Annotated in this window: 17 protein-coding genes; 8 read left to right on the top strand and 9 right to left on the bottom strand. The window is 71.5% G+C overall.

The window, feature by feature from the left end:
- Positions 1–168 precede the first annotated feature (168 nt).
- From CK505_RS03375 to CK505_RS03355, 5 genes are all read right to left on the bottom strand, one after another.
- On the bottom strand, positions 169–1,914 hold the full coding sequence (locus CK505_RS03375; protein ID WP_095650229.1) for a BCCT family transporter: 1,746 nt from the start codon (positions 1,912–1,914) through the stop codon (positions 169–171).
- Positions 1,915–1,921: 7 nt separating this feature from the next.
- Positions 1,922–2,698, bottom strand: a complete 777-nt coding sequence (locus tag CK505_RS03370; protein WP_095650228.1) for a creatininase — start codon at positions 2,696–2,698, stop codon at positions 1,922–1,924.
- A 119-nt stretch (positions 2,699–2,817) separates the two neighbouring features.
- Positions 2,818–4,077: a M24 family metallopeptidase gene (locus tag CK505_RS03365; protein ID WP_095650227.1), complete on the bottom strand. Its 1,260-nt coding sequence runs from the start codon at positions 4,075–4,077 to the stop codon at positions 2,818–2,820.
- A gap of 83 nt (positions 4,078–4,160) precedes the next feature.
- Positions 4,161–5,498, bottom strand: coding sequence for an MFS transporter (locus tag CK505_RS03360; protein WP_095650226.1), 1,338 nt, complete (start codon positions 5,496–5,498; stop codon positions 4,161–4,163).
- Between the two features lie 199 nt (positions 5,499–5,697).
- On the bottom strand, positions 5,698–6,357 hold the full coding sequence (locus CK505_RS03355; RefSeq protein ID WP_095650225.1) for a GntR family transcriptional regulator: 660 nt from the start codon (positions 6,355–6,357) through the stop codon (positions 5,698–5,700).
- 151 nt (positions 6,358–6,508) lie between these two features.
- Between CK505_RS03355 and glyA the strand changes: the two genes are divergently transcribed.
- Genes glyA through purU form a run of 7 tightly spaced genes read left to right on the top strand, consistent with a single transcriptional unit; the run spans position 6,509 to position 15,218 of the window.
- Positions 6,509–7,819, top strand: coding sequence for a serine hydroxymethyltransferase (gene glyA / locus CK505_RS03350; protein WP_095650224.1), 1,311 nt, complete (start codon positions 6,509–6,511; stop codon positions 7,817–7,819).
- Complete coding sequence (locus CK505_RS03345; RefSeq protein ID WP_095650223.1) at positions 7,819–9,036, top strand: sarcosine oxidase subunit beta family protein; 1,218 nt, start codon at positions 7,819–7,821, stop codon at positions 9,034–9,036. Before glyA ends, CK505_RS03345 begins: the two co-directional genes overlap by 1 nt.
- A gap of 14 nt (positions 9,037–9,050) precedes the next feature.
- Positions 9,051–9,338: a sarcosine oxidase subunit delta gene (locus tag CK505_RS03340; RefSeq protein ID WP_017833539.1), complete on the top strand. Its 288-nt coding sequence runs from the start codon at positions 9,051–9,053 to the stop codon at positions 9,336–9,338.
- A complete protein-coding gene (locus CK505_RS03335; protein WP_017833540.1) occupies positions 9,335–12,250 on the top strand; it encodes a sarcosine oxidase subunit alpha family protein in 2,916 nt (971 codons plus the stop codon). Before CK505_RS03340 ends, CK505_RS03335 begins: the two co-directional genes overlap by 4 nt.
- The gene (locus CK505_RS03330) at positions 12,243–12,920 is read left to right on the top strand and encodes a sarcosine oxidase subunit gamma (RefSeq protein ID WP_095650222.1); all 678 of its coding nucleotides are present in this window, start codon (positions 12,243–12,245) and stop codon (positions 12,918–12,920) included. The genes CK505_RS03335 and CK505_RS03330 overlap by 8 nt, the downstream gene beginning before the upstream one ends.
- Positions 12,920–14,323 (top strand): L-serine ammonia-lyase, encoded by a 1,404-nt coding sequence (locus CK505_RS03325; protein ID WP_017833542.1) that lies wholly within the window; start codon positions 12,920–12,922, stop codon positions 14,321–14,323. The genes CK505_RS03330 and CK505_RS03325 overlap by 1 nt, the downstream gene beginning before the upstream one ends.
- Before the next feature lie 7 nt (positions 14,324–14,330).
- A complete protein-coding gene (gene purU, locus CK505_RS03320; RefSeq protein WP_031283052.1) occupies positions 14,331–15,218 on the top strand; it encodes a formyltetrahydrofolate deformylase in 888 nt (295 codons plus the stop codon).
- A 112-nt stretch (positions 15,219–15,330) separates the two neighbouring features.
- On the opposite strand, the gene CK505_RS03315 is transcribed toward purU, so the two are convergent.
- From CK505_RS03315 to CK505_RS03300, 4 genes are all read right to left on the bottom strand, one after another.
- The gene (locus CK505_RS03315) at positions 15,331–16,011 is read right to left on the bottom strand and encodes an MBL fold metallo-hydrolase (protein ID WP_095650221.1); all 681 of its coding nucleotides are present in this window, start codon (positions 16,009–16,011) and stop codon (positions 15,331–15,333) included.
- Positions 16,008–17,171, bottom strand: a complete 1,164-nt coding sequence (locus tag CK505_RS03310; RefSeq protein ID WP_095650220.1) for an S-(hydroxymethyl)mycothiol dehydrogenase — start codon at positions 17,169–17,171, stop codon at positions 16,008–16,010. The genes CK505_RS03315 and CK505_RS03310 overlap by 4 nt, the downstream gene beginning before the upstream one ends.
- A gap of 133 nt (positions 17,172–17,304) precedes the next feature.
- Positions 17,305–19,773, bottom strand: a complete 2,469-nt coding sequence (locus tag CK505_RS03305; RefSeq protein WP_095650219.1) for an FAD-dependent oxidoreductase — start codon at positions 19,771–19,773, stop codon at positions 17,305–17,307.
- Positions 19,774–19,821: 48 nt separating this feature from the next.
- Positions 19,822–20,184: a bifunctional 3-phenylpropionate/cinnamic acid dioxygenase ferredoxin subunit gene (locus tag CK505_RS03300; protein WP_035923488.1), complete on the bottom strand. Its 363-nt coding sequence runs from the start codon at positions 20,182–20,184 to the stop codon at positions 19,822–19,824.
- 351 nt (positions 20,185–20,535) lie between these two features.
- Between CK505_RS03300 and CK505_RS03295 the strand changes: the two genes are divergently transcribed.
- On the top strand, positions 20,536–21,726 hold the full coding sequence (locus CK505_RS03295; RefSeq protein ID WP_095650218.1) for an NAD(P)/FAD-dependent oxidoreductase: 1,191 nt from the start codon (positions 20,536–20,538) through the stop codon (positions 21,724–21,726).
- The last annotated feature ends 39 nt before the right edge of the window (positions 21,727–21,765 follow it).

Below are 21,765 nucleotides of genomic sequence, written 5' to 3'. Positions count from 1 at the left end.
AGGACTCTCCATTCTCCTGCACGGGGGCGGGTCCGCCGTGCACGGCCGTCCCGGCGGCGGGGCCGTGTGTCGCGGCCCCGCCGCCCGGAGGCCGTGCGCCGGCGCTCGCACCGCGGGACGGTGGGCACGCCGCGACCGCGGTCAGGGCCACCGTCCCGCGGGCGGGGATCACGGCCGCGCGAGCGCGTCCGGGACCGGCTCCCGTCCGGCGGGCACCGCGGCCGGCCGGGCCGGGGGCTGCGGGACCGCCCGCTCCACCACCGTGGCGTCCCCGCCGCCGGGCGCGTCCGGCGAGGGGTCGTTGACCTCGCGCTCCAGGCGCTCGGTCTCCGGGGTGCGGGTGAGCAGCCGCCGGACCAGGTTCGCGATCATCAACAGGATGACGAAGGAGAACGGGAAGGCCCCGATGATGGTGCCGGTCTGCACCGTGTCCACCACCGCGGTGCCGCCGAGCGTGAGCAGCGTGACCGCCACGGCGGCGATGCTGGCCACGAGCACCACGCGGAAGAGGGGCCCGGCCCTCCGCGGCGCGGAGACGAACTCGGCCAGGGCGTGGGCGCCGGAGTCCAGGGAGGTGACGTAGTAGGTGGCGACGAGCACGGTGGCGACCACGAGCAGCAGCGAGCCGACGACGGGCACGGACTCCAGCATGACGAACAGTCCGCTGGACGTGTCCGCCGCGACCGCCGCGGAGATGCCGCGGTCGCTGCGGTCGTCGTAGTGCAGCGCCGCCGAGCCGATCACGCCGATCCACGCCATCACGATCAGGGAGGGGACCACCGTGACACCGATGACGAACTCACGGATGGTGCGCCCCCGGGAGATGCGGGCGATGAAGCCGGCGACGAACGGGCTGAAGGCGATGACCCAGCACCAGATGAACACGGTCCACCAGCCGTTCCAGCTGTCCTGCCAGGTGCCGATGTCCTGACCCGCGGTCCCCGCGTCGGTCCAGAAGCTCATCGGCAGGAAGTTGGTGAAGAAGGAGCCGAAGGTCTGCGTGATGTTGGAGATGAGGAAGATCGTGGGGCCGAAGACGAACACGGCCACGAGCAGCACGATGCTCAGCACCGAGTTGAGCTCGCTGATCCGCTTCATGCCCTTGTTGATGCCGAAGAACGCGGAGACGGCGGTGAGCCCGCCCAGGCCCAGGATCACCAGCAGCCAGACGCCCGAGCTCGGCGAGAGCCCCGTGAAGGACGCGAGTCCCGAGCTGAACTGCATGGCGGCGAAGCCGAAGGACGTGGCCAGGCCCAGGACGGTGGCGATGATGGCCAGCAGCTCCACGACCACGCCGGCCCCGCGCTGCGACCACTTCGGCAGGATGTCGACCGTGGCCTCGCGGAAGGTGAGGGTCTTGCCGAGGTTGTGGTGGGAGTAGGCGAGGCAGACGGCCACCACGCAGTACATGGCCCAGGCCGTCAGGCCCCAGTGGAAGTAGGACCACACCATGGCGCCCTCGGCCGCGCCGTCCTGTCCCGCGGGCACGACGGGGTTGTCGTCCCGGAGCAGGATGGGCTCGGCGACCGACCAGAAGATGAGGCCGATGCCCTGTCCGCAGGCGAAGAGCATCGAGTACCAGGCGAACTTGCCGTGCTCCGGGCGGGCGTCCGGGCCGCCGAGGCGGATCGAGCCGACGCGGCTGACGACCAGCCACACGCACACGGCGACCGCCACGAGCGAGTACAGGATGAACAGCCACGTGAAGTTCCCGGTCACGAAGGTGCGCGCCGTGGAGATGGCCTCGGCGGCGCCGCCCGGGTCCATGGTCACCACCACCAGCACGGCGATGATGAGCAGGGGCGGGAGGACCGTGATGACGAGCCGGTCCAGGGCCGGCAGGTGCCGCCCCCGGAACCGCGGCACGGTCACGGCCTCGGTGGCGGCCGCCGCGGAGGCGTGTGACTTCTTCATGTGTTTCTCACTTCCCGAACTCGCTGGTGACCGCCCGGACGATGCCGGTGCGGACGGTGGAGAGCAGCAGTTCGCCGCGCTGGGCGGTCGCGCCTGCTGGAGAGGAGAGGCACCCGGAGCTCGGGGTGCGAGCGGGGTCCTCGGGGAAAACGTCGTAGGGGGCCAGGTCAGCGGGGGGATGGTCGGGGGCCCGGGACATGTCGACCTTCTCGGGGTGCAGGTGGAGCATCAGCGAGGTCTCGAGGACGCCTCCGTGCTCGATGTCCCAGCCGAGGAAGCCGTCGGGGAAGACGGCCGCCAGGGTCTGCTCGTCGACGAAGTCCCAGTACGAGAGCAGCAGGGCCCGGCTGTCGTCGAGGCCGCCGGCCCGGGCCTCGCGCACCGCGAGGTCGAGTCCTTCGTAGAGGAACTGGTAGTTCTCGAAGTGGCCGTTGACCACCGCGATCCGGCGGACGCCGTGGCGGAAGAACTCCAGCACCACGTCCTTCGTCTGCGTGATGAGGGCCTGGGCCGAGAGACTGGTGGTGCCGGCGCGGTGGTTGCCGCCCCCGGAGCGGGGCTGGGACTTGTAGCCGTAGCAGAAGGCCGGCGCCACCAGGGCGTCGAGGTCCTCCGCCGCGGCGGCGCAGATGGCGCGGGAGAGCATGGCGTCCACGCCCAGCGGCATGTGCGGACCGTGCTGCTCCGTGGCCCCGGTGGGGATGAGCACCAGCCCCTGACCGGTGGCCACGTACTCCTGGTAGCTGTGGGCGTCGAGGTCTTCGAGCGAACGGGTGGTGACCACCGTGGTCCTTCCGTGCAGTGGATGTGGCGGTGCCGCGGGGTGCGGCTGCGGCAGAGGAGCTGCCGGGGAGGACGGCGGCGGCGCACCGGGGCGCCGCCGCCGTCGTCGTCGTTCCGCGCCTAGGCGGACACGATGTTGTGCTCGGGGCCGTACGGGAACTTGGTGATGTTCTCCGCGCCGTCCTCGCCGACGACGAGGATGTCGTGCTCGCGGTAGCCCCCGGCGCCCGGCTCGCCTTCCGGGACCGTGATCATCGGCTCCATGGACACGACCATGCCCGGCTCCAGCACGGTGTCGATGTCCTCGCGCAGCTCCAGGCCGGCCTCGCGGCCGTAGTAGTGGCTGAGCACGCCGAAGGAGTGGCCGTAGCCGAAGGTGCGGTTGGCGAGCAGGCCGTGGGAGATGAAGATCTCGTTGAGCTCCGCGGCGATGTCCTTGCACACCGCGCCCGGCTTGATCAGCTCGAGGCCGCGCTCGTGGACCTCGACGTTGATCTCCCACAGCTCGCGCGAGCGGGCGTCCGGCTCGCCGAGGAACAGGGTGCGCTCCAGGGCGGTGTAGTAGCCCGACGTCATCGGGAAGCAGTTCAGGGACAGGATGTCTCCGCGCTGCAGCTTGCGGGTGGTGGCCCAGTTGTGGGCGCCGTCGGTGTTGATCCCGGACTGGAACCACACCCAGGTGTCGCGGACCTCGCGGTGCGGGAAGGTGCGGGCGATCTCGTGGACCATCGCCTCGGTGCCGATGAGCGCGACCTCGTACTCGGTGATGCCCTCGCGGATCGCCGCGCGGATGGCCTCGCCGCCGAGGTCGCCGATGCGCGCGCCGTGCTTGATGACCTCGATCTCCTCGGCGGACTTGATCATGCGCTGGCGCATGGCGTCCTGGGAGACGTCGGTGAGCTCCGCGCCCTCGAACGCGGCCTGGATGCGCCGGCGGGTCAGAAGCGGCAGGGCGTCGTCCTCGACGCCGATCCGCCGGGCCTGCACACCGCGCCGGCGCAGGGCCTCCTGGAGGCCGTAGTAGAAGTTGTCGCGCCGCCAGTCGGTGTAGACGATGTTGTCGCCGTAGCTGGTGCGCCACGGCATGCCGGCGTCGATGTTGGCGGTGACCGTGACGGAGTCGTCGGCGGTGACGACGAGGGCGTAGTTGCGCCCGAACGTGGTGTAGAGGAAGTCCGAGTAGTACTTGATGCCGTGGTAGCTGGTGAGGATGACGGCGTCGAGCTGCTGCTCCGCCATGATCCGCCGCAGGCCGTCCAGCCGGCGCTCGAACTCGGCGTCGGAGAAGGTCAGCTGCTCCTTCTGCCCGTTGTGCAGGGTCTTCAGGCGCTCGAGCTCGGCGACGGAGGCGGCGGGGGCGGTGATGGGCGAGGTGGTCATGGTCGTCCTTTCGTGGGTGGTGCTGGTGCGGGATGATCTGCGCCGGGGTGGCGCCGACCGGGAAGGGTGGTCGTGGAGGAGCGTCAGCGCTCCAGGGGCTTGCCGCAGGTCTCGCGGGAGAGGGCGACGGCGACGAAGGACACCGCCGCGGCGGCCATCAGGTACCAGGCCGGTGCGAGGTTCGTGGCGAAAGCGGAGATCAGCAGCGTGGCCATGAAGGGGGCCGTGCCGCCGAAGACGGCATTGGCGAGGTTGAAGCTCACGGCGAAGCCGGTGTAGCGGATGCGGGTGGGGAACAGCTCGGCCAGGAAGCTGGGCAGCGTCCCGTCGTTGAGGGTCAGCATCGCCCCCAGCAGCACCTGGACCGCCAGCACGGCCACGAACGACCCGGACTCCAGCACCATGAACGCCGGCACCGTCAGGACGATGAAGCTCACGGACGCGGCCATGAGCATCCGTTTGCGGCCGAACCGGTCGGAGGCCAGACCGGTGAGGAAGATGAAGCCGACGTAGGAGAGCAGCGCCAGCGAGGTGGCCAGGAAGGACTCGGTCCTCCCGAGACCGATCTCCTCGGAGAGGTAGGTCGGCATGTAGCTGAGCAGGATGTAGAAGCCCACGGCGTTGAGCAGCACCGCGCCGACCGCGCGCAGCAGGGCGCCCCAGTGGTTGCGGAACATGTCCCGGACCGGGGCTGTGATGACCTCGTCCTCCGCGGCGAGCTCCTGGAACGCCGGGGTGTCCTCGAGCTTCGTGCGGATGTAGCGGCCGATCAGGCCCATGGGCGCTGCGAGCAGGAAGGGGATGCGCCAGCCCCAGCTGGTCAGCTGGTCGTCGGAGAGCACCGCGGTCAGGCCGGCGACGAACAGTGAGCCGAAGAGCAGGCCGGTGGCCGTGCTCGCGGGCACCACGGCGGCGTAGACCCCGCGCCGGCGGTCCGGGGCGTACTCGACGAGGAACGCCGAGGCCCCGGCGTACTCCCCGGCCGCGGAGAACCCCTGCACGATGCGCACCACGAGCAGCAGCACCGGTGCGAAGATCCCGATGGAGTCGTAGCCCGGGATCAGGGCGATGCAGAACGTGGAGACCGACATGATCAGGATGGACAGGGAGAGCGCCGTGCGCCGGCCGAGCTTGTCGCCGAGGTGCCCCCAGACGAAGCCGCCGAACGGGCGGACGAAGAACGAGATGGCGAACAGGGCAAAGGTCGCCAGCAGGGCCGTCTGCGGATCGGACTCGGGGAAGAACACCACCGCGATGGTGGCGGCCAGGTACCCGTAGATCGCGTAGTCGAACCACTCGACGAAGTTGCCGATGAAGCTGGCCGCCACCACGCGGCGCCGGACCGCGGGATCGGGGGCCCCGGTGACCGGGGAGGTCGTCGGCGCCGTCGTGGTCGCGCTGCCGTCGGAGGGGTGGGACATGAGCATCTCCCGAGGATGATGTGTTGCATTGATTGCAACAGCGTTGCCTCAATGTAGGGAGTGATCCAGCTCACCGTCAATGGCCGTGGCGTTAATTCGTGTTACTGCGAGGTTAAACCCGGTCACACAGGGAGACATTCAGCCGCCCGTGGTGCGGCGGCGACGCATCGAAGTTGTGATCAGCGCAACAATTGGCCGCTCAGAGGACCCGCCGCACCTGCTCCTCGAAGTCGCGGATGTGCTCGAGCATGATCGTGGCGGCCTCGTCACCCCTGCCCTCCAGCACCGCGGTGAGCAGGGCCGCATGCACGGAGATGTGCTCCTGCAGCTGCGGGATCCGGTCGGCGGCCACGCACCAGATGCGGGTGGCCAGGTTGCCGTAGCGCGTCAGGGTCGTCTCCAGGTGCGCGTTGCCGGCGGCGGCGTACACGGCCCGGTGGATGGCCACGTCCCAGCGCAGGGTGTCCTCGCGTTCCTCGGCGGCCGGCTCCTCGAGCTGCTCCCGCAGCCGCTCCAGCCGTTCGCGGGCGGCACCCCCGCGCCGCCCGGCGGCCAGACGGGCCGCCAGCGGCTCCAGCACCTCGCGCACCTGGGAGATCTCGGACAGGGCTGTGATGTCCACCGTGGTCGCGAACGTCCCCCGGCGCGGATAGGTCACCACGAGATGCTCGGACTCCAGCCGTTTGAGCGCCTCGCGCAGCGGAGTGCGACCCACGCCCAGGTCCTCGCTCAGGCGGGCCTCATTGAGCGGGCTGCCGGGCGGGATGTCGAGCAGGATCAACCGGTCCTGCAGCCGGAGGAAGGCCTGGTCGGCCAGGGACCGGCCGCCCGCCGCGGTCTCGTCGGTGTGCTGCAGCATGCGGGCCCCTCCTGCGGCGTGTGTGACGGGGCCCGAGCGCCGGATGACGACGGGACGGGACGTCATGCTTGACCCGCCGTGCCCCTCGTCACATACTAGGCCTGAACAACTGATATATCAGTTGCACACAGAAGACTTCCCAGGAGGGCACATGACCGTGCACGAGGACCACCCCCTGTACCAGCCGCTGGCCGAGAGCGACCCCGAGGTCGCCGCGGCCGTCGACGCCGAGCTGCGGCGCCAGCAGTCCACGCTGGAGATGATCGCCTCCGAGAACTTCGCGCCCTCGGCGGTCATGGAGGCCCAGGGCTCGGTGCTCACGAACAAGTACGCCGAGGGCTACCCCGGCCGGCGCTACTACGGCGGCTGCGAGCACGTGGACGTGATCGAGCAGCTGGCGATCGACCGCCTCAAGGCCCTGTTCGGCGCCGAGCACGCCAACGTCCAGCCGCACTCCGGGGCGCAGGCCAACGCCGCGGCCATGTCCGCGCTGCTCCAGCCCGGCGACACCATCCTGGGTCTGGACCTCGCCCACGGCGGGCACCTGACGCACGGGATGAAGCTCAACTTCTCCGGCAAGCTCTACCAGGTCGCCGCCTACGGGGTCTCCGAGGACGACCACCGGGTCGACATGGACGAGGTCGCCCGGCTCGCCCGCGAGCACCGCCCGCAGCTCATCATCGCCGGCTGGTCCGCCTACACGAGGCAGCTGGACTTCGCCGCGTTCCGCGCGATCGCCGACGAGGTCGGGGCGTACCTGATGGTCGACATGGCGCACTTCGCCGGGCTCGTCGCCGCCGGGCTGCACCCCAACCCGGTGCCCCACGCCGACGTGGTGACCTCCACGACGCACAAGACGCTCGGCGGCCCGCGCGGCGGGGTGATCCTGTGCAAGCAGGAGCACGCGAAGAAGATCAACTCCGCGGTCTTCCCCGGTCAGCAGGGCGGCCCCCTGGAGCACGTGATCGCCGCCAAGGCCGTGGCCTTCAAGCATGCCGCGGCCGAGGAGTTCACCGACCGCCAGGTGCGCACCCTGGAGGGCGCGAAGATCCTGGCCACCCGGCTGCTGTCCCCGGACGTCATGGCCACCGGGATCAACCTGGTCAGCGGCGGCACCGACGTGCACCTGGTGCTGGTGGACCTGCGGAACTCCGAGCTCGACGGACAGCAGGGCGAGGACCGGCTGCACCGCATCGGGATCACGGTCAACCGCAACGCCGTGCCCTTCGACCCCCGCCCGCCGATGGTCTCCTCCGGTCTGCGGATCGGCACCCCGGCCCTGGCCACCCGCGGCTTCGGGGCCGAGGAGTTCACGGAGGTGGCCGACATCATCGCCCAGGCGCTGATCCAGGAGCTGACCGACGAGCTCGTCGAGCAGCTGCGCGATCGCGTGACCGCCCTGGCCGAGCGGTTCCCGCTCTACCCGAACCTGTCCGCCCCCGCCCTGAACGGAGCCTTCTGATGGCCGACCTGCTGCCGGAGCACCCGGACTTCCTGTGGCGCAACCCGGACCCGAAGTCCTCCTACGACGCCGTGATCGTCGGCGGCGGCGGACACGGGCTGGCGACCGCCTACTACCTGGCCAAGAACCACGGCATGACCAACATCGCCGTGCTGGAGCGGGGCTGGCTGGCCGGCGGGAACATGGCCCGCAACACCACGATCATCCGCTCCAACTACCTGTGGGACGAGTCCGCGGCGATGTACGAGCACTCCCTGAAGCTCTGGGAGATCCTGCCCGAGGAGCTGGAGTACGACTTCCTGTTCTCCCAGCGCGGCGTGATGAACCTGGCGCACACCCTGGGGGACGTCCGCGAGTCGATGCGCCGGGTCAACGCGAACAAGCTCAACGGCATCGACGCGGAGTGGATCAGCCCGGAGCAGGTCAAGGAGCTGTGCCCGATCATCAACATCGGGGACGACATCCGCTACCCGGTGATGGGGGCGACCTACCAGCCGCGCGCGGGCATCGCCAAGCACGACCACGTGGCCTGGGCCTTCGCCCGCAAGTGCGACGAGATGGGCGTGGACATCATCCAGAACTGCGAGGTCACCGGCTTCGTCAAGGACGGCGACCGGGTGGTGGCCGTGGAGACGTCCCGCGGGCGGATCAACGCCGGCAAGGTCGGACTCTGCGGGGCCGGGCACTCCTCGGTCCTGGCGGAGCTCGCCGGGTTCCGGCTGCCGATCCAGTCCCACCCGCTGCAGGCCCTGGTCTCGGAGCTGCACGAGCCCGTGCACCCGACCGTGGTGATGTCCAACCACGTGCACGTCTACGTCTCCCAGGCCCACAAGGGCGAGCTGGTCATGGGCGCCGGCGTGGACGCCTACAACGGCTACGGCCAGCGCGGCGCCTTCCACGTCATCGAGGAGCAGATGGCGGCAGCGGTGGAGCTCTTCCCGATCTTCGCCCGCGCCCACGTCCTGCGCACGTGGGGCGGCATCGTCGACGTCACCCTGGACGCCTCCCCGATCGTCTCCAAGTCGCCCGTGGACCAGATGTACGTCAACTGCGGCTGGGGGACCGGCGGGTTCAAGGGAACCCCCGGCGCCGGCTACTCCTTCGCCCACACCATCGCCCACGACGAGCCCCACCCCCTCAACGAGCCCTTCGCCCTGGAGCGGTTCGAGACCGGGGTCCTCATCGACGAGCACGGCGCCGCCGCCGTGGCCCACTAGGAGGCCGGAACACCATGCTGCTGATCGAGTGCCCCAACTGCGGGCCGCGCGACGAGACCGAGTACCAGTACGGCGGGGAGGCGCACGTGCCCTACCCCGAGGACCCCAGCCGGCTCTCCGACAAGGAGTGGGCGGAGTACCTCTTCTACCGCAACAACCCCAAGGGTCTGATCGCGGAACGGTGGGCCCACGCCGTCGGCTGCCGCCGCTGGTTCAACGTCGTCCGCGACACCGTGACCTACGACATCAAGGCCGTCTACAGGATCGACGAGCCCAAGCCCGAGATCGGAGGCGTCAAGTGAGCGCGCAGACCCACCGCCTGCCGGCGCAGCAGAGTGCGCCCGGCAGCATCGACCGCACCACGCCGGTGCGCTTCACCGTCGACGGGCAGGAGCACACCGGGTACGCCGGCGACACCCTGGCCTCGGCCCTGCTCGCCGCCGGGCGCATCCACTGCGGCGACTCGATGTACCTGGGCCGTCCGCGCGGGATCGTGTCCGCCGGGGTGGAGGAGCCCAACGCGCTGGTCAAGGTCGCCGCGCGCACGGAGGCCGACGTCGACGAGTCCATGCTCCCGGCCACCACGGTCGAGCTGACCGACGGTCTGCAGGCGTCCTACCTGCGCGGTCTCGGACAGCTCGACCCCCGCAAGGACGAGGCCGTCTACGACCACAAGCACGTGCACACCGACGTCCTCGTCGTCGGCGCCGGCCCCGCCGGGCTGGCCGCGGCCCGGGAGGCCGCGAAGTCAGGGGCCCGGGTCATCCTCATGGACGAGCAGCCGGAGGCCGGAGGCTCCCTGCTGTCGGGCCGCGACGACGTCGTCGACGGCCTGCCCGCCCGCGACTGGGTCGCCCGCACCCTCACCGCCCTGGAGGCCGAGCCCGAGGTCACTGTCCTGCACCGCACCACGGCGTTCGGCAACTACGACGCCAACTACGTCGTCGCCGTCCAGCGGCGCACCGGCCACCTCGCCGAGGCCCCGGGTCCCGGCGTGTCGCGGGAGCGGATCTGGCACGTGCGGGCGCAGCAGATCGTGCTCGCCACCGGCGCGCACGAGCGGCCGGTCGTCTTCGCCAACAACGACCGCCCCGGCATCATGCTCGCCGGATCGGTGCGCACCTACCTCAACCGCTACGCCGTCGCCGCCGGCACGTCGGTGGTCGTGGCCACCACGAACGACTCCGCCTACGACCTCGTGGCCGACCTCGCCGCCGCCGGGGTCCGTGTCGCGGCCGTGGTCGACTCCCGCCCGGAGCTCCACGGCCGGGCCGCCGACATCGCCGCCGCCACCGGGGTTCGCCTGATCACCGGCAGCGCCGTGGTGGACACCGCCGGCGACGGCGAGCACGGGCGGATCAGCGCCGTGACGATCGGCGGGATCGACGGCTCCGGCGCGCTGACCGGCCCCACCACCACCGTGGACACGGATCTGCTCGCCGTCTCGGGCGGGTGGACCCCGGTGGTCCACCTGCACAGCCAGCGGCAGGGCAAGCTGACCTGGGACGAGCGCCTCGCGGCGTTCGTGCCGGGCGCCCCCGTGCGGGACCAGCACACCGCGGGCTCGGTCAACGGCACCACCGACCTGGCGTGGTGCCTCACCGAGGGGGCCCTCGCCGGGGCCGAGGCCGCCGGCCGGGCCGGCTTCGAGACCCAGCCCGAGACCCCGCACGCGGAGAGCGTCGAGTCCTCGCCCGTCCGCCCGCTGTGGCTGGTGCCCGGGCCCGAGGGCGCGTCCGCCGGCTGGAGCCGCCACTTCGTCGACTTCCAGCGCGACCAGACGGTCGCGGACGTGCTGCGCTCCACCGGCGCCGGCATGCGGTCCGTGGAGCACGTCAAGCGCTACACCTCCATCTCGACCGCCAACGACCAGGGCAAGACCTCCGGGGTCAACGCCATCGGCGTCATCGCCGCGGCGCTGAACAGCACCGACGTCGGCGGGATCGGCACCACCACCTACCGCGCCCCCTACACCCCGGTGGCCTTCACGGCCCTGGCCGGACGACGGCTCGGCCACCTGTTCGACCCGGCGCGGCTGACCTCGGTCCACCCCTGGCACGTGGCCCACGGGGCCCTGTTCGAGGACGTCGGGCAGTGGAAGCGGCCCTGGTACTACCCGCAGGCCGGGGAGGACATGGACACGGCGGTGCTGCGCGAGTGCGCGGCCGTGCGCGGGTCCGTGGGGTTCATGGACGCCACCACCCTGGGCAAGATCGAGATCCGGGGCAAGGACGCCGGGGAGTTCCTCAACCGCGTCTACACCAACGCCTTCAAGAAGCTCAAGCCCGGCATGGGCCGGTACGGGGTCATGTGCACCCCCGACGGGATGGTCTTCGACGACGGCGTGACCCTGCGCCTGGACGAGGACCGGTACTTCATGACCACCACCACCGGTGGCGCGGCCAAGGTCCTGGACTGGCTCGAGGAGTGGTCCCAGACCGAGTGGCCGGAGCTCGACGTCACCTTCACCTCGGTCACGGAGCAGTACACCACCGTCGCCGTCGTGGGCCCGAAGTCCCGGGCCGTCGTCGAGAAGCTCGCCCCCGAGCTGGACCTGTCCAACGAGGCGTTCCCGTTCATGGCCTTCCGCGAGACCGTCCTGGCCTCCGGGGTGCCCGCACGGATCTGCCGGATCTCCTTCTCCGGGGAGCTGGCCTTCGAGATCAACGTCTCCTCCTGGTACGGCCTGTCGGTCTGGGAGTCCGTCGCGGAGGCCGGCGCCGAGTACGGCATCACCCCCTACGGCACCGAGACCATGCACGTGCTGCGCGCGGAGAAGGCCTTCCCCATCGTGGGCCAGGACACCGACGGCACGGTCACCCCGCAGGACCTGGGGATGGAGTGGGTGGTGTCCAAGACCAAGGACTTCATCGGCAGGCGCTCCTACGACCGCCCGTCCGCCACCAGCCCGGACCGCAAGCAGCTGGTCGCGGTCCTGCCGGTGGACCGGACGTTCCGGCTGCCGGAGGGCGCCCAGCTGGTGGACCACGGCACGCCCATCACCCCGGAGGTCGCCCCCGTGCCCATGGTCGGCCACGTCACCTCCAGCTACCGCAGCGCCGCCCTGGACCGGACCTTCGGGCTCGCCCTGGTGGAGAACGGCCGCAACCGCATCGGTGAGACGCTCCAGGCCCCGCTCGACGGGCGGCTCGTGGACGTCGTCATCGCAGAACCCGTGCTCTACGACCCCGAAGGGAACCGCCGTGATGGCTGAGCAGCTCCTGACCGACACCACCGCCCTGCGCCGCAGTCCCCTCGCCCACCTCGCGCAGCAGATGCACGAGCAGACCGTGACGGGCGAGCGGGGCGTGGCCCTGCGCGAGATCCCGTTCCTGACCATGGTCGGGATCCGGGTGGCGCCCGGCACTCCGGCCGCCGAGGCGGTCGCCGCCGCGGCCGGGATGCCCCTGCCGACCGGCCACGGCCGGGTCACCGGCACCGCCGGGGCCACGGCGATCCTGTGGATCGGGCCCGACGAGTTCCTGCTCGTCGGCCCCGACGGCGTGGGGCCCGCGGAGATCGGCCCTGCGGGGAGCGACCTCCGAGCGGCGGGCACCGACGACGCCGGCACCGCCGCCGGGCTGGCCGGGGCCCTCGGCACCGAGCCCGGGCAGGCCGTGGACCTGTCTGCCAACCGCACCACCCTCGAGCTGTCCGGGCCCTCGGCCCGCGCGGTGCTCGAGAAGAGCTGCCACCTGGACCTGCACCCGCGGGCCTTCGCGGTCGGCACCGCCGTGGCCACGACCCTGGGCCCGGTGCAGGTGCTGCTGTGGCGCACGGAGGAGCTGACGTGGCGGATCATGCCGCGGGCCTCCTTCGCCGAGTACACCGCCCGGTGGCTGCTGGACGGCATGACGGAGTTCGCCTCTCCCGAGGTGCCCTGATGGCGCTGTCCGCCCTGGACCTGTTCTCCGTCGGCATCGGCCCTTCCTCGTCCCACACGGTGGGCCCCATGCGGGCCGCCCGGCTGTTCGCGGACGGGCTGGCCGGGGCCGGTCTCCTCGAGGGAGTCGCCAGGGTCCGGGCCGAGCTGTTCGGCTCGCTCGGCGCCACCGGTCACGGGCACGGCTCGGACAAGGCCGTGATTCTGGGGCTGCAGGGCGAGGATCCGGAGACCGTGGACACCGACACGGCGGACGACCAGGTGCGGATGAGCACGGAGCGCGGGCAGCTGTGCCTGGCGGGGGTCCGGCCGATCCCCTTCGACCGCGCCGAGGACGTCGTCATGCACCGGCGCAGGTCGCTGCCCGCGCACCCCAACGGCATGACGTTCGCAGCCTTCGGGGCGGACGGCGAGCCGGTGCGGGAGCGGACCTACTACTCGGTGGGCGGCGGGTTCGTGGTGGACGGGGACGTGTCCGGGGCGGACCGCATCGTCCAGGACACCACGGAGGTGCCGTACCCGTTCACCACCGGCCGGCAGCTCCTGGAGCACTGCCGGCGGGAGGGGACCTCGATCGCCGGGATCATGCTCGCCAACGAGCTGTCCTGGCGCAGCGAGGAGCAGCTCCGCTCGAGCCTGCTGCGCCTCTGGGCCGTCATGCAGGAGTGCGTGGAGAACGGGTGCACGCGCACGGAGGCCCGGCTGCCCGGCGGGCTGAAGGTCCGCCGCCGGGCGCCGGGCCTGCGGGCGCGGCTGCGCGAGGCCGAGGCGGCCGCCGACGCGTGTGCCGTCCGGCCGGCGTCCGATCCGCTGCAGGCCATGGAGTGGATCAACCTCTACGCCCTGGCGGTCAACGAGGAGAACGCCTCCGGCGGGCGGATCGTCACCGCCCCGACCAACGGGGCGGCGGGCATCATCCCCGCCGTGCTGCACTACTACGACCGGTTCGTCGCCGGGGCGGACGAGGACGGCGTGGTGGAGTTCCTGCTGACGGCGGCGGCCGTCGGCATCCTGATCAAGGAGAACGCCTCCATCTCCGGCGCGGAGATGGGCTGCCAGGGCGAGGTGGGCTCGGCCTGCTCCATGGCCGCCGCGGGCCTGTGCGCGGTCCTCGGCGGCACGCCGGAGCAGGTCGAGAACGCCGCCGAGGTCGGCATGGAGCACAACCTCGGGCTGACCTGCGACCCCGTGGGCGGGCTCGTGCAGATCCCGTGCATCGAGCGCAACGCGATCGCCTCCGTCAAGGCCATCAACGCCGCACGCCTGGCCCTCCAGGGCGACGGCGAGCACACGGTCTCGCTCGACCAGGTCATCAAGACCATGCGCGAGACCGGCAACGACATGAAGATCAAGTACAAGGAGACCTCCCGTGGTGGACTGGCCGTCAACGTCATCGAATGCTGAGCAGCGCCTGCAGCCGCAGGCCGTCACCACCGCTCCACCCACGACGGAGCTGGTGCTGACCCTCGACTGCCCGGAGAGACCGGGGATCGTGCACGCCGTCAGCGGGGTGCTCCTGGAGCACGGGTGCAACATCGTGGAGCTCACCCAGTTCGACGACCGGCGGCTGGGCCACTTCTTCATGCGCGTGCACGTCGCCTCCGCCACGGAGGACGGCCTCGACCCCGAGGCCCTCCGGGCGGACCTGGCCCCGGTGGCCGAGCGGTTCGACATGCGCTGGGAGCTCAGCGAGCACGGGGCGAAGCGGCGGGTGCTGGTGATGGTCTCCAAGTTCGGCCACTGCCTCAACGACCTGCTCTTCCGCGCCCGGACCGGGGACCTGCCCGTGGACATCGTCGCGGTGGTCTCCAACCACCGCGACCACCAGCGCCTCGTCGAGTGGCACGGCATCCCGTTCTTCCACGTGCCCGTCACCCGGGACACCAAGCCCGAGGCCGAGGCCCGGCTGCTGGAGCTCGTGGACCGCTTCGAGGTGGACCTCGTGGTCCTGGCCCGCTACATGCAGGTGCTCAGCGACTCGCTGGCCACCCGGATGGAGGGACGGGTGATCAACATCCACCACTCGTTCCTGCCGTCCTTCAAGGGCGCCAAGCCGTACCACCAGGCCTACGAGCGCGGGGTGAAGACCGTGGGCGCCACGGCGCACTACGTCAACGCCGAGCTGGACGAGGGCCCGATCATCGCGCAGCAGCTCGTGGACGTGGACCACACCTACGGCCCGGAGGACCTCGTGGCCGCGGGGCGGGACACCGAGTGCAAGGCCCTGTCCAACGCCGTGAAGTGGCACTGCGAGGGCCGGGTCATCCTGCACGGCAACCGCACGGTCGTCCTGCGCTGAGCACGCACGACGGAGCGCCGCCCCCGGGGATCCCGGGGGCGGCGCTCCGTCGTGGGTGCTCCGGGACGTCGTGCGTGCTCCGGAACGTCACCCGGGCCGGCCTCCTGCCGGCTCAGTGGCCGCGGTCGATCCACTCCTGCAGGTGGGGGGCCTCCGCGCCGATCGTGGTGGTGTCCCCGTGGCCGGTGAGCACCTCCGTGGTCCCCGGCAGCGTGAGCAGCCGGTCCCGGATGGAGTCGACGATCGTGGGGAAGTCCGAGTACGAGCGGCCGGTGGCGCCGGGACCGCCCTGGAAGAGGGTGTCCCCGGAGAACAGCACTCCGCCCTCGCCCAGGTCCGGCGCCCAGAAGCACACCGAGCCCGGCGAGTGGCCCGGGGTGTGCAGCGCGGTGAGGCGCACCCCGCCCACCGAGTAGACGTCACCGTCGCGGATGATGCGGTCGAAGCGGCGGGCGGGGTGGACCTGCTCCCAGAGCATCGTGTCGTCCGGGTGCAGGTGCACCGGTGCCCGCAGCTGCTCGGCGACCTCGACGACGGCGCGGATGTGGTCGTCGTGGCCGTGGGTGAGCAGGATGGCCACCACTGCCCGGCCGCCGACGGCGTCCACGACCTGCTGCGGGGCGTGGGCCGGGTCGATGACCACGCACTGCTCGTCGTCGCCCACGATCCACACGTTGTTCTCGACCTCCCAGGTGCCCCCGTCCAGGGAGAACGTCCCCGAGGTCACCAGGTGCTCCACCCGGACCCGGCCCGTGGCGTCCGTGCGCTGCCCCACATCCTGCCGCGCGGTCATCGGGCCGCTCCGGCCGGGGCGGTCACGCCGGTCTCCAGGCCACGCTCCTCCGCGCCGGTCGCCGAGCGGTCCAGCTCCACGACGGAGCGCAGGACGGTGCCGGCCTTCATCTTCGCGAAGGCCTCCTCGACGTCGTCCAGGCCGATGCGCTCGGTGACGAACCCGTCGAGGTCCAGCCGGCCGAGCCGGTACTGGTCCACCAGCATCGGGAAGTCCCTGGAGGGGAGGGTGTCGCCGTACCAGGCGGACTTGATGGACCCGCCGCGGCCGAAGACCTCGTCCAGCGGGATCTCCCACGTGGTGCCGGGGGCGGGCACCCCGACCAGCACCATCCGGCCGGCCAGGTCACGGGCCTCGAACGCCTGCCGGAAGGTGGGGGCGATGCCCACGGCGTCGATCACCAGGTCGGCGCCGTTGCCGCCCGTGAGCGCCCGGATCGCCGCCACGGGGTCCTGCTCCTTCGAGTTGACCACGTGAGTGGCGCCGAAATGCTCCGCGGTGGCCAGCTTCTCGTCGTCGAGGTCCACGGCCACGATCGTGGTGGCCCCGGCCAGGGCGGCACCGGCGATCGCGGCCGCCCCGACCCCACCGCAGCCGATCACGGCCACGGACTCCCCGCGCTTCACGGCGCCGGTGTTGAGCACCGCGCCGATGCCGGCCATCACGCCGCACCCGAGCAGCCCGACGGCCGCGTACTGGTGCGGTTCGAGGTCGGCCTCGATCCTGGTGCACTGCCCGGCGGCGACGAGGGTCTTCTCGGCGAACGACCCGATGCCTAGGGCCGGGGTCAGCGGGGTGCCGTCCTCGAGCGTCATCCTCTGGGTGGCGTTGTGGGTGGCGAAGCAGTACCAGGGCTCGCCCCTGCGGCAGGCCCGGCACTCGCCGCACACCGCTCGCCAGTTCAGGATCACGTGGTCGCCCACGGCGACCTCCGTCACCCCCTCCCCGATCGCCGACACCACGCCCGAGGACTCGTGGCCCAGCAGGAACGGGTAGTCGTCGCCCACCCCGCCCTGGACGTAGTGGTGGTCGGTCTGGCACACCCCGCAGGTGAGCACGTCCACCAGTACCTCTCCCGGTCCGGGGTCCGGGACCAGGATGGTCTCCACACTGACCGGCTGGTTCTTGCCCTTGGACACCACGCCCTTGACCTTGTGCATGCTGGAACTGCCTTTCGTCGTCGTCGGCACCGGTAACGGTGCTCGATCGCAGAAGTCGTACTGGGAAGTCCCGAGGTCGGGACGAAGAGCCGCGGCCGGAGCGGCGCACGCCCCGGCCGCGACGGCAGGGGCCTCAGCCGCGGATGCGCTCCATGCCGGGGTCCACGAGCGGCTCGGCGCTGACCGTGGCGGGGACGCGCTCGCCGAGGTACTCGATCTCGACGCCGTCCCCCTCGGAGAGCTCCGGCGGGAGCCAGGCATAGGCGACCGGGCGGCCCACGGTGTGGCCGAAGACGGCGCTGGTGACGTAGCCGGCGGCGGCGCCGTCCACGTACACGGGCTCCTTGCCCATCACCACGGAGCGGCCGTCGTCGACCGTCAGGCAGCGCAGCCGGCGCCGCACCTGGCCGTCGGAGGCCACGGCCGCCGACCCCACGAACTCGCCCTTGTCCTTCTTGACGGCGAAGTCCAGTCCCGCCTCCAGGGCGGTGTGCTCCGTGGTCATGTCGGTGCCCCAGGACCGGTAGCCCTTCTCCACGCGCAGGCTGTTGAAGGCGGCGCGCCCCGCGGGGACGATGCCGAACTCCTGGCCCGCCTCGTGCAGCAGGTCCCACAGCCGCAGTCCCTGGTCCGCGGTGGTGTACAGCTCCCAGCCGAGCTCGCCCACGTAGGAGAGGCGCATCGCGGTGACCCGCAGGCCGCCCACCCGGATCTGCTTGGTGCGGAAGTACTTCAGGCCGTCGTTGGACAGGTCGTCGCGGGAGACCTTCGCCATGACCTCCCGGGCCTTCGGCCCCCACAGCCCGATGCAGCAGGTCTCGGCGGTGGTGTCCCGGACCAGGGCCCAGGCCGTGGGGTCCGCGGCGCTCTGCCGGGTGGCCTCGGCGGACAGGTACGCCACGTCCACGCTGCTGTTGATGCCGGCCTGGAACAGGTTCTCGCCGAGCCGGGCCACGGTGATGTCGCTGCGGATCCCGGCCTTCTCGTCCAGCAGGAGGCAGTACGTCACGGCGCCCGGCTTGCGCAGGACGTTGCCGGTGGTGAGCCGCTGCAGCAGAGCGGCGGCCCCGGGACCTTCGACCGTCACGCGCTTGAGCGGGGTCATGTCGTACATCGCCACGGCGGTGCGGGTCTTCCATGCCTCGACCGCCGCGATCGGCGAGTGGAACCGGGCCGCCCACGGCTCGCGCTCCGGCTCGCGCCACTCCTCGGGCAGCTGCTCCAGGAGCGCGGCGTTGGACTCGTACCAGTGCGGGCGCTCCCACCCGTGGCTCTCCAGGAAGAACGCGCCGAGCTCCAGCTCCCGGGGATAGAAGGGGCTGACCCGCAGGTTGCGCGGCGACTCCCGGGGCTGGAGGGGGTGGAGGACGTCGTAGATCTCCACGAAGTTCTGCTTGCCCGTCTCCTCGACGTACTCCGGGGAGAGCTGCACGTCGTCGAACCGGGTGGCCTCGCAGCCGTGCAGGTCCGTCTCCGGAGCGCCGTCCACCAGCAGCTCGGCCACGGCCTTGGCCACACCCGAGGAGTGCGTGACCCACACGGCCTCCGCCACCCAGAACCCGGCGAGGTCCGGGGACTCACCGATGAGCGGGCCCCCGTCCGGGGTGAAGGAGAAGATGCCGTTGAAGCCCTCGGCCACCTCGCTGCCGCGCAGGCTCGGCAGGAAGCGCCGGCTCTCGGCCCACTGCTCGGTGAAGTCCTCGGGCGTGAAGTCCAGGCGGGAGGGCATCCGGTCGTGGGCGATGTCGCGGGGCGCGTAGTGCGGCAGGTCGGCGAGGTCCACCGGGATCGGGCGGTGGGCGTAGGAGCCGATGCCGATCCGGTCCCCCCACTCCCGGTAGTAGAGGTCCGCGTCCTGGTGCCGGAGGATCGGCAGGGTCGCGCCGTTCGGGGCGTCGTGCTTGCCGACCAGCTCCGGGACCCCGGAGGTGAAGACGTACTGGTGGGCCAGCGGCTGGAGGGGGCACGGCATGCCGGCCATCTCGCCGATCGCGGGTCCCCAGAATCCGGCGCAGGAGACGACGATGTCCGCCGGCACGGTTCCGTCGGACGTGGTCACGCCGGTCACGCGGCCGTTCGAGCGCTCGATGCCGGTGACGATCGTCTCGGCGCAGTAGGTCACGCCGGCGCGCGTGGTGCGCTCGATGAGCACCTGCACCGCCTTGGCCGCCAGGGCGAGCCCGTCCGTCGGCACGTGGTAGCCGCCCAGCACCATCTCGGGGTTGACCAGGGGATGCTGCGCGAGCACCTCCTCGGGGGTGAGCAGCCGGCCCTCGATCCCCCAGGAGGCCGCGTAGCCCACCTTGCGCTTGAGCTCCTCCAGCCGCGCCGGCGTGGTGGCCACCTCGAGACCGCCGACCTGGTTGAAGCAGCCCAGGGAGACGAGCTTCTCGACGGTGTACCGCGCAAAGTGGGTCATCGTCCGTGACGGGTTCGTCTGGTAGACGAGTCCGGGCGCGTGCGACGTCGAGCCCCCGGGAAGGGGCAGCGGACCCTGCTCGAGGACGGTGACGTCCGTCCAGCCGCGCTGGACGAGCTCGTCGGCGAGGTTCGTGCCGACGACGCCGGCTCCGATGATGACGACGCGAGGGGTGGTGCTCATGGGGCGGTTCTCCTGACCTGCGGATGTCGTGCGGGGGCTCGGCCGGGTTCAGCTCGGCCGGGACTCGTGGCCGTTGACGGTGAGACCGGGCGGCAGGTTCGGTGCCTCGGACGACTCCTCGACCATGATGATGCCGTCCACGACGCTCACCTCGTGGGCCCGCACCGGCAGCTTGGCCGGAGGGGCGTCCACCGCGCCGGTGCGCAGGTCGAACTTGGACGCGTGCAGCGGGCACTCCACCTCGCACCCCTCCACCCAGCCGTCGGCGAGCGAGGCGTCCTGGTGGGTGCAGGTGTCGTCGATGGCGAACAGCTCGCCCTCCTCCGTGTGGAAGACGGCGATGGGCGGGACGGTGTCGAGGCGCAGGGCGTCACCGGGGGCGAGGTCCTTGAGGGGGCAGGCCTGGTGCATCGGAGCGGATCCTTTCCTGAGGTGGCTCGGGCCTGCTGTGCCGAGCGTTGCCACCTCGACCGCACTGCCTCACGATGAGCAACAAGTGTTGCAATGTGCAACATCGTGAGGACTTCCGCCGAACCCTGTCAAGAGCCGGGGCCCACCCGGAACCCGCGCCGGGCCGCACGGGGACGCAATGTAAATTCCCCGGGTCGAATTCGCCGGACCCCTTGACGGGGCCGGTGACGAGGTTCACGCTGATTCTCACATTGTGAGCCGTGTTGCACGAAGCGCACAGGACGTCCGGACCTCGGACCTCCCCGCCCTTGCTCCGGGTCATTCAGGACGAAGATCTGAAAGGGGTCCCTCATGGAGTCCCTCGTCATTGTCGGAGCGTCGCTGGCGGGCCTGTCCGCCGCCCGGGCCGCCCGGAACCTCGGGTTCGCCGGACGACTGGTGATCATCGGTGATGATCCCCAGCGCCCCTACGACCGCCCACCGCTGTCCAAGGACTTCCTCGCCGGCCGGATCGAGCTCGAGGACCTGGCCCTGGAGACCGACGACGAGGCCCTGGAGGCCGAGTGGATCCTCGGGACCCGGGCGGTGTCCTTCGACGCGACCACCCGCCTGGTGCACCTGGAGGACGGGCGGTCGGTGCGCGCCGACGGCCTGGTGATCGCCACCGGGGCCTCGCCCCGGTCGCTGCCGCAGCTCGCCGGGAGCGCGAACGTGGTGAGCCTGCGCACCGTCGCCGACGCGCAGAGGCTCCGCGGGCTGCTGGCTGCCGGGCGGCGGCTCGTGGTCGTGGGCGCCGGCTTCATCGGCGCGGAGGTCGCCTCCACCGCCCACGCCCTCGGTCTGGACGTCACGGTGCTGGAGAAGTCCCCCACCCCCCTGTGCGGCCCGCTGGGCACCGAGCTGGGCGGGGTGGTCGCCGGGCTGCACGAACGCGCCGGCGTGGAGCTGATCTGCGGCGTCGACATCGAGGAGTTCGAGTTCACCGGCGGGTCGGTCAGCGCGGTGCGCCTGGCCGGCGGCCGGGTGCTGCCCGCCGACGTGGTGGTCGTGGGCATCGGCGCGGCGCCGAACACCGCCTGGCTGGAGGGCTCCGGGATCGAGCTGGGCAACGGCGTGCTGTGCGACGCCGTCGGGGCCACCAGCATCCCCGGGGTCGTCGCCGTGGGCGACTGCGCCGCGTGGTGGGAGCCGGGCACCGGCCGCCACCACCGGGTGGAGCACTGGACCGGGGCCGCCGAGCGCCCGGCGGTGGCCGTGGGCGCCCTGCTGGGCGCCGACCCGGCCGGGCTGCCCGCCGTCAAGCCCCCGTACTTCTGGTCCGACCAGTACGGCACCCGCCTGCAGTTCGCCGGCGACGCCTCTCGCGCCGACCGCGTGGCCTACGAGCACGGCGGCCCGGACCAGGACTCCCTGCTCGCCGTCTACTACGCCGGGGACGAGCCGGTCGCCGTGCTCGCCTGGAACCAGACGAGGCTCTTCTGCCGCTGGCGCAAGACCCTCGAGAAGCTCGCCGTCGCCGCGGTCCAGTCGCTCGCGGCCTGACCGCCCACGCAGCCCTGCCACTCCTCCTCCCTCTCCCAC

The sequence above is a fragment of the Kocuria sp. WN036 genome (assembly GCF_002287015.1).
Lineage (GTDB): Bacteria > Actinomycetota > Actinomycetes > Actinomycetales > Micrococcaceae > Kocuria > Kocuria rosea.
This window is presented reverse-complemented; position numbering and strand designations above follow the sequence as displayed.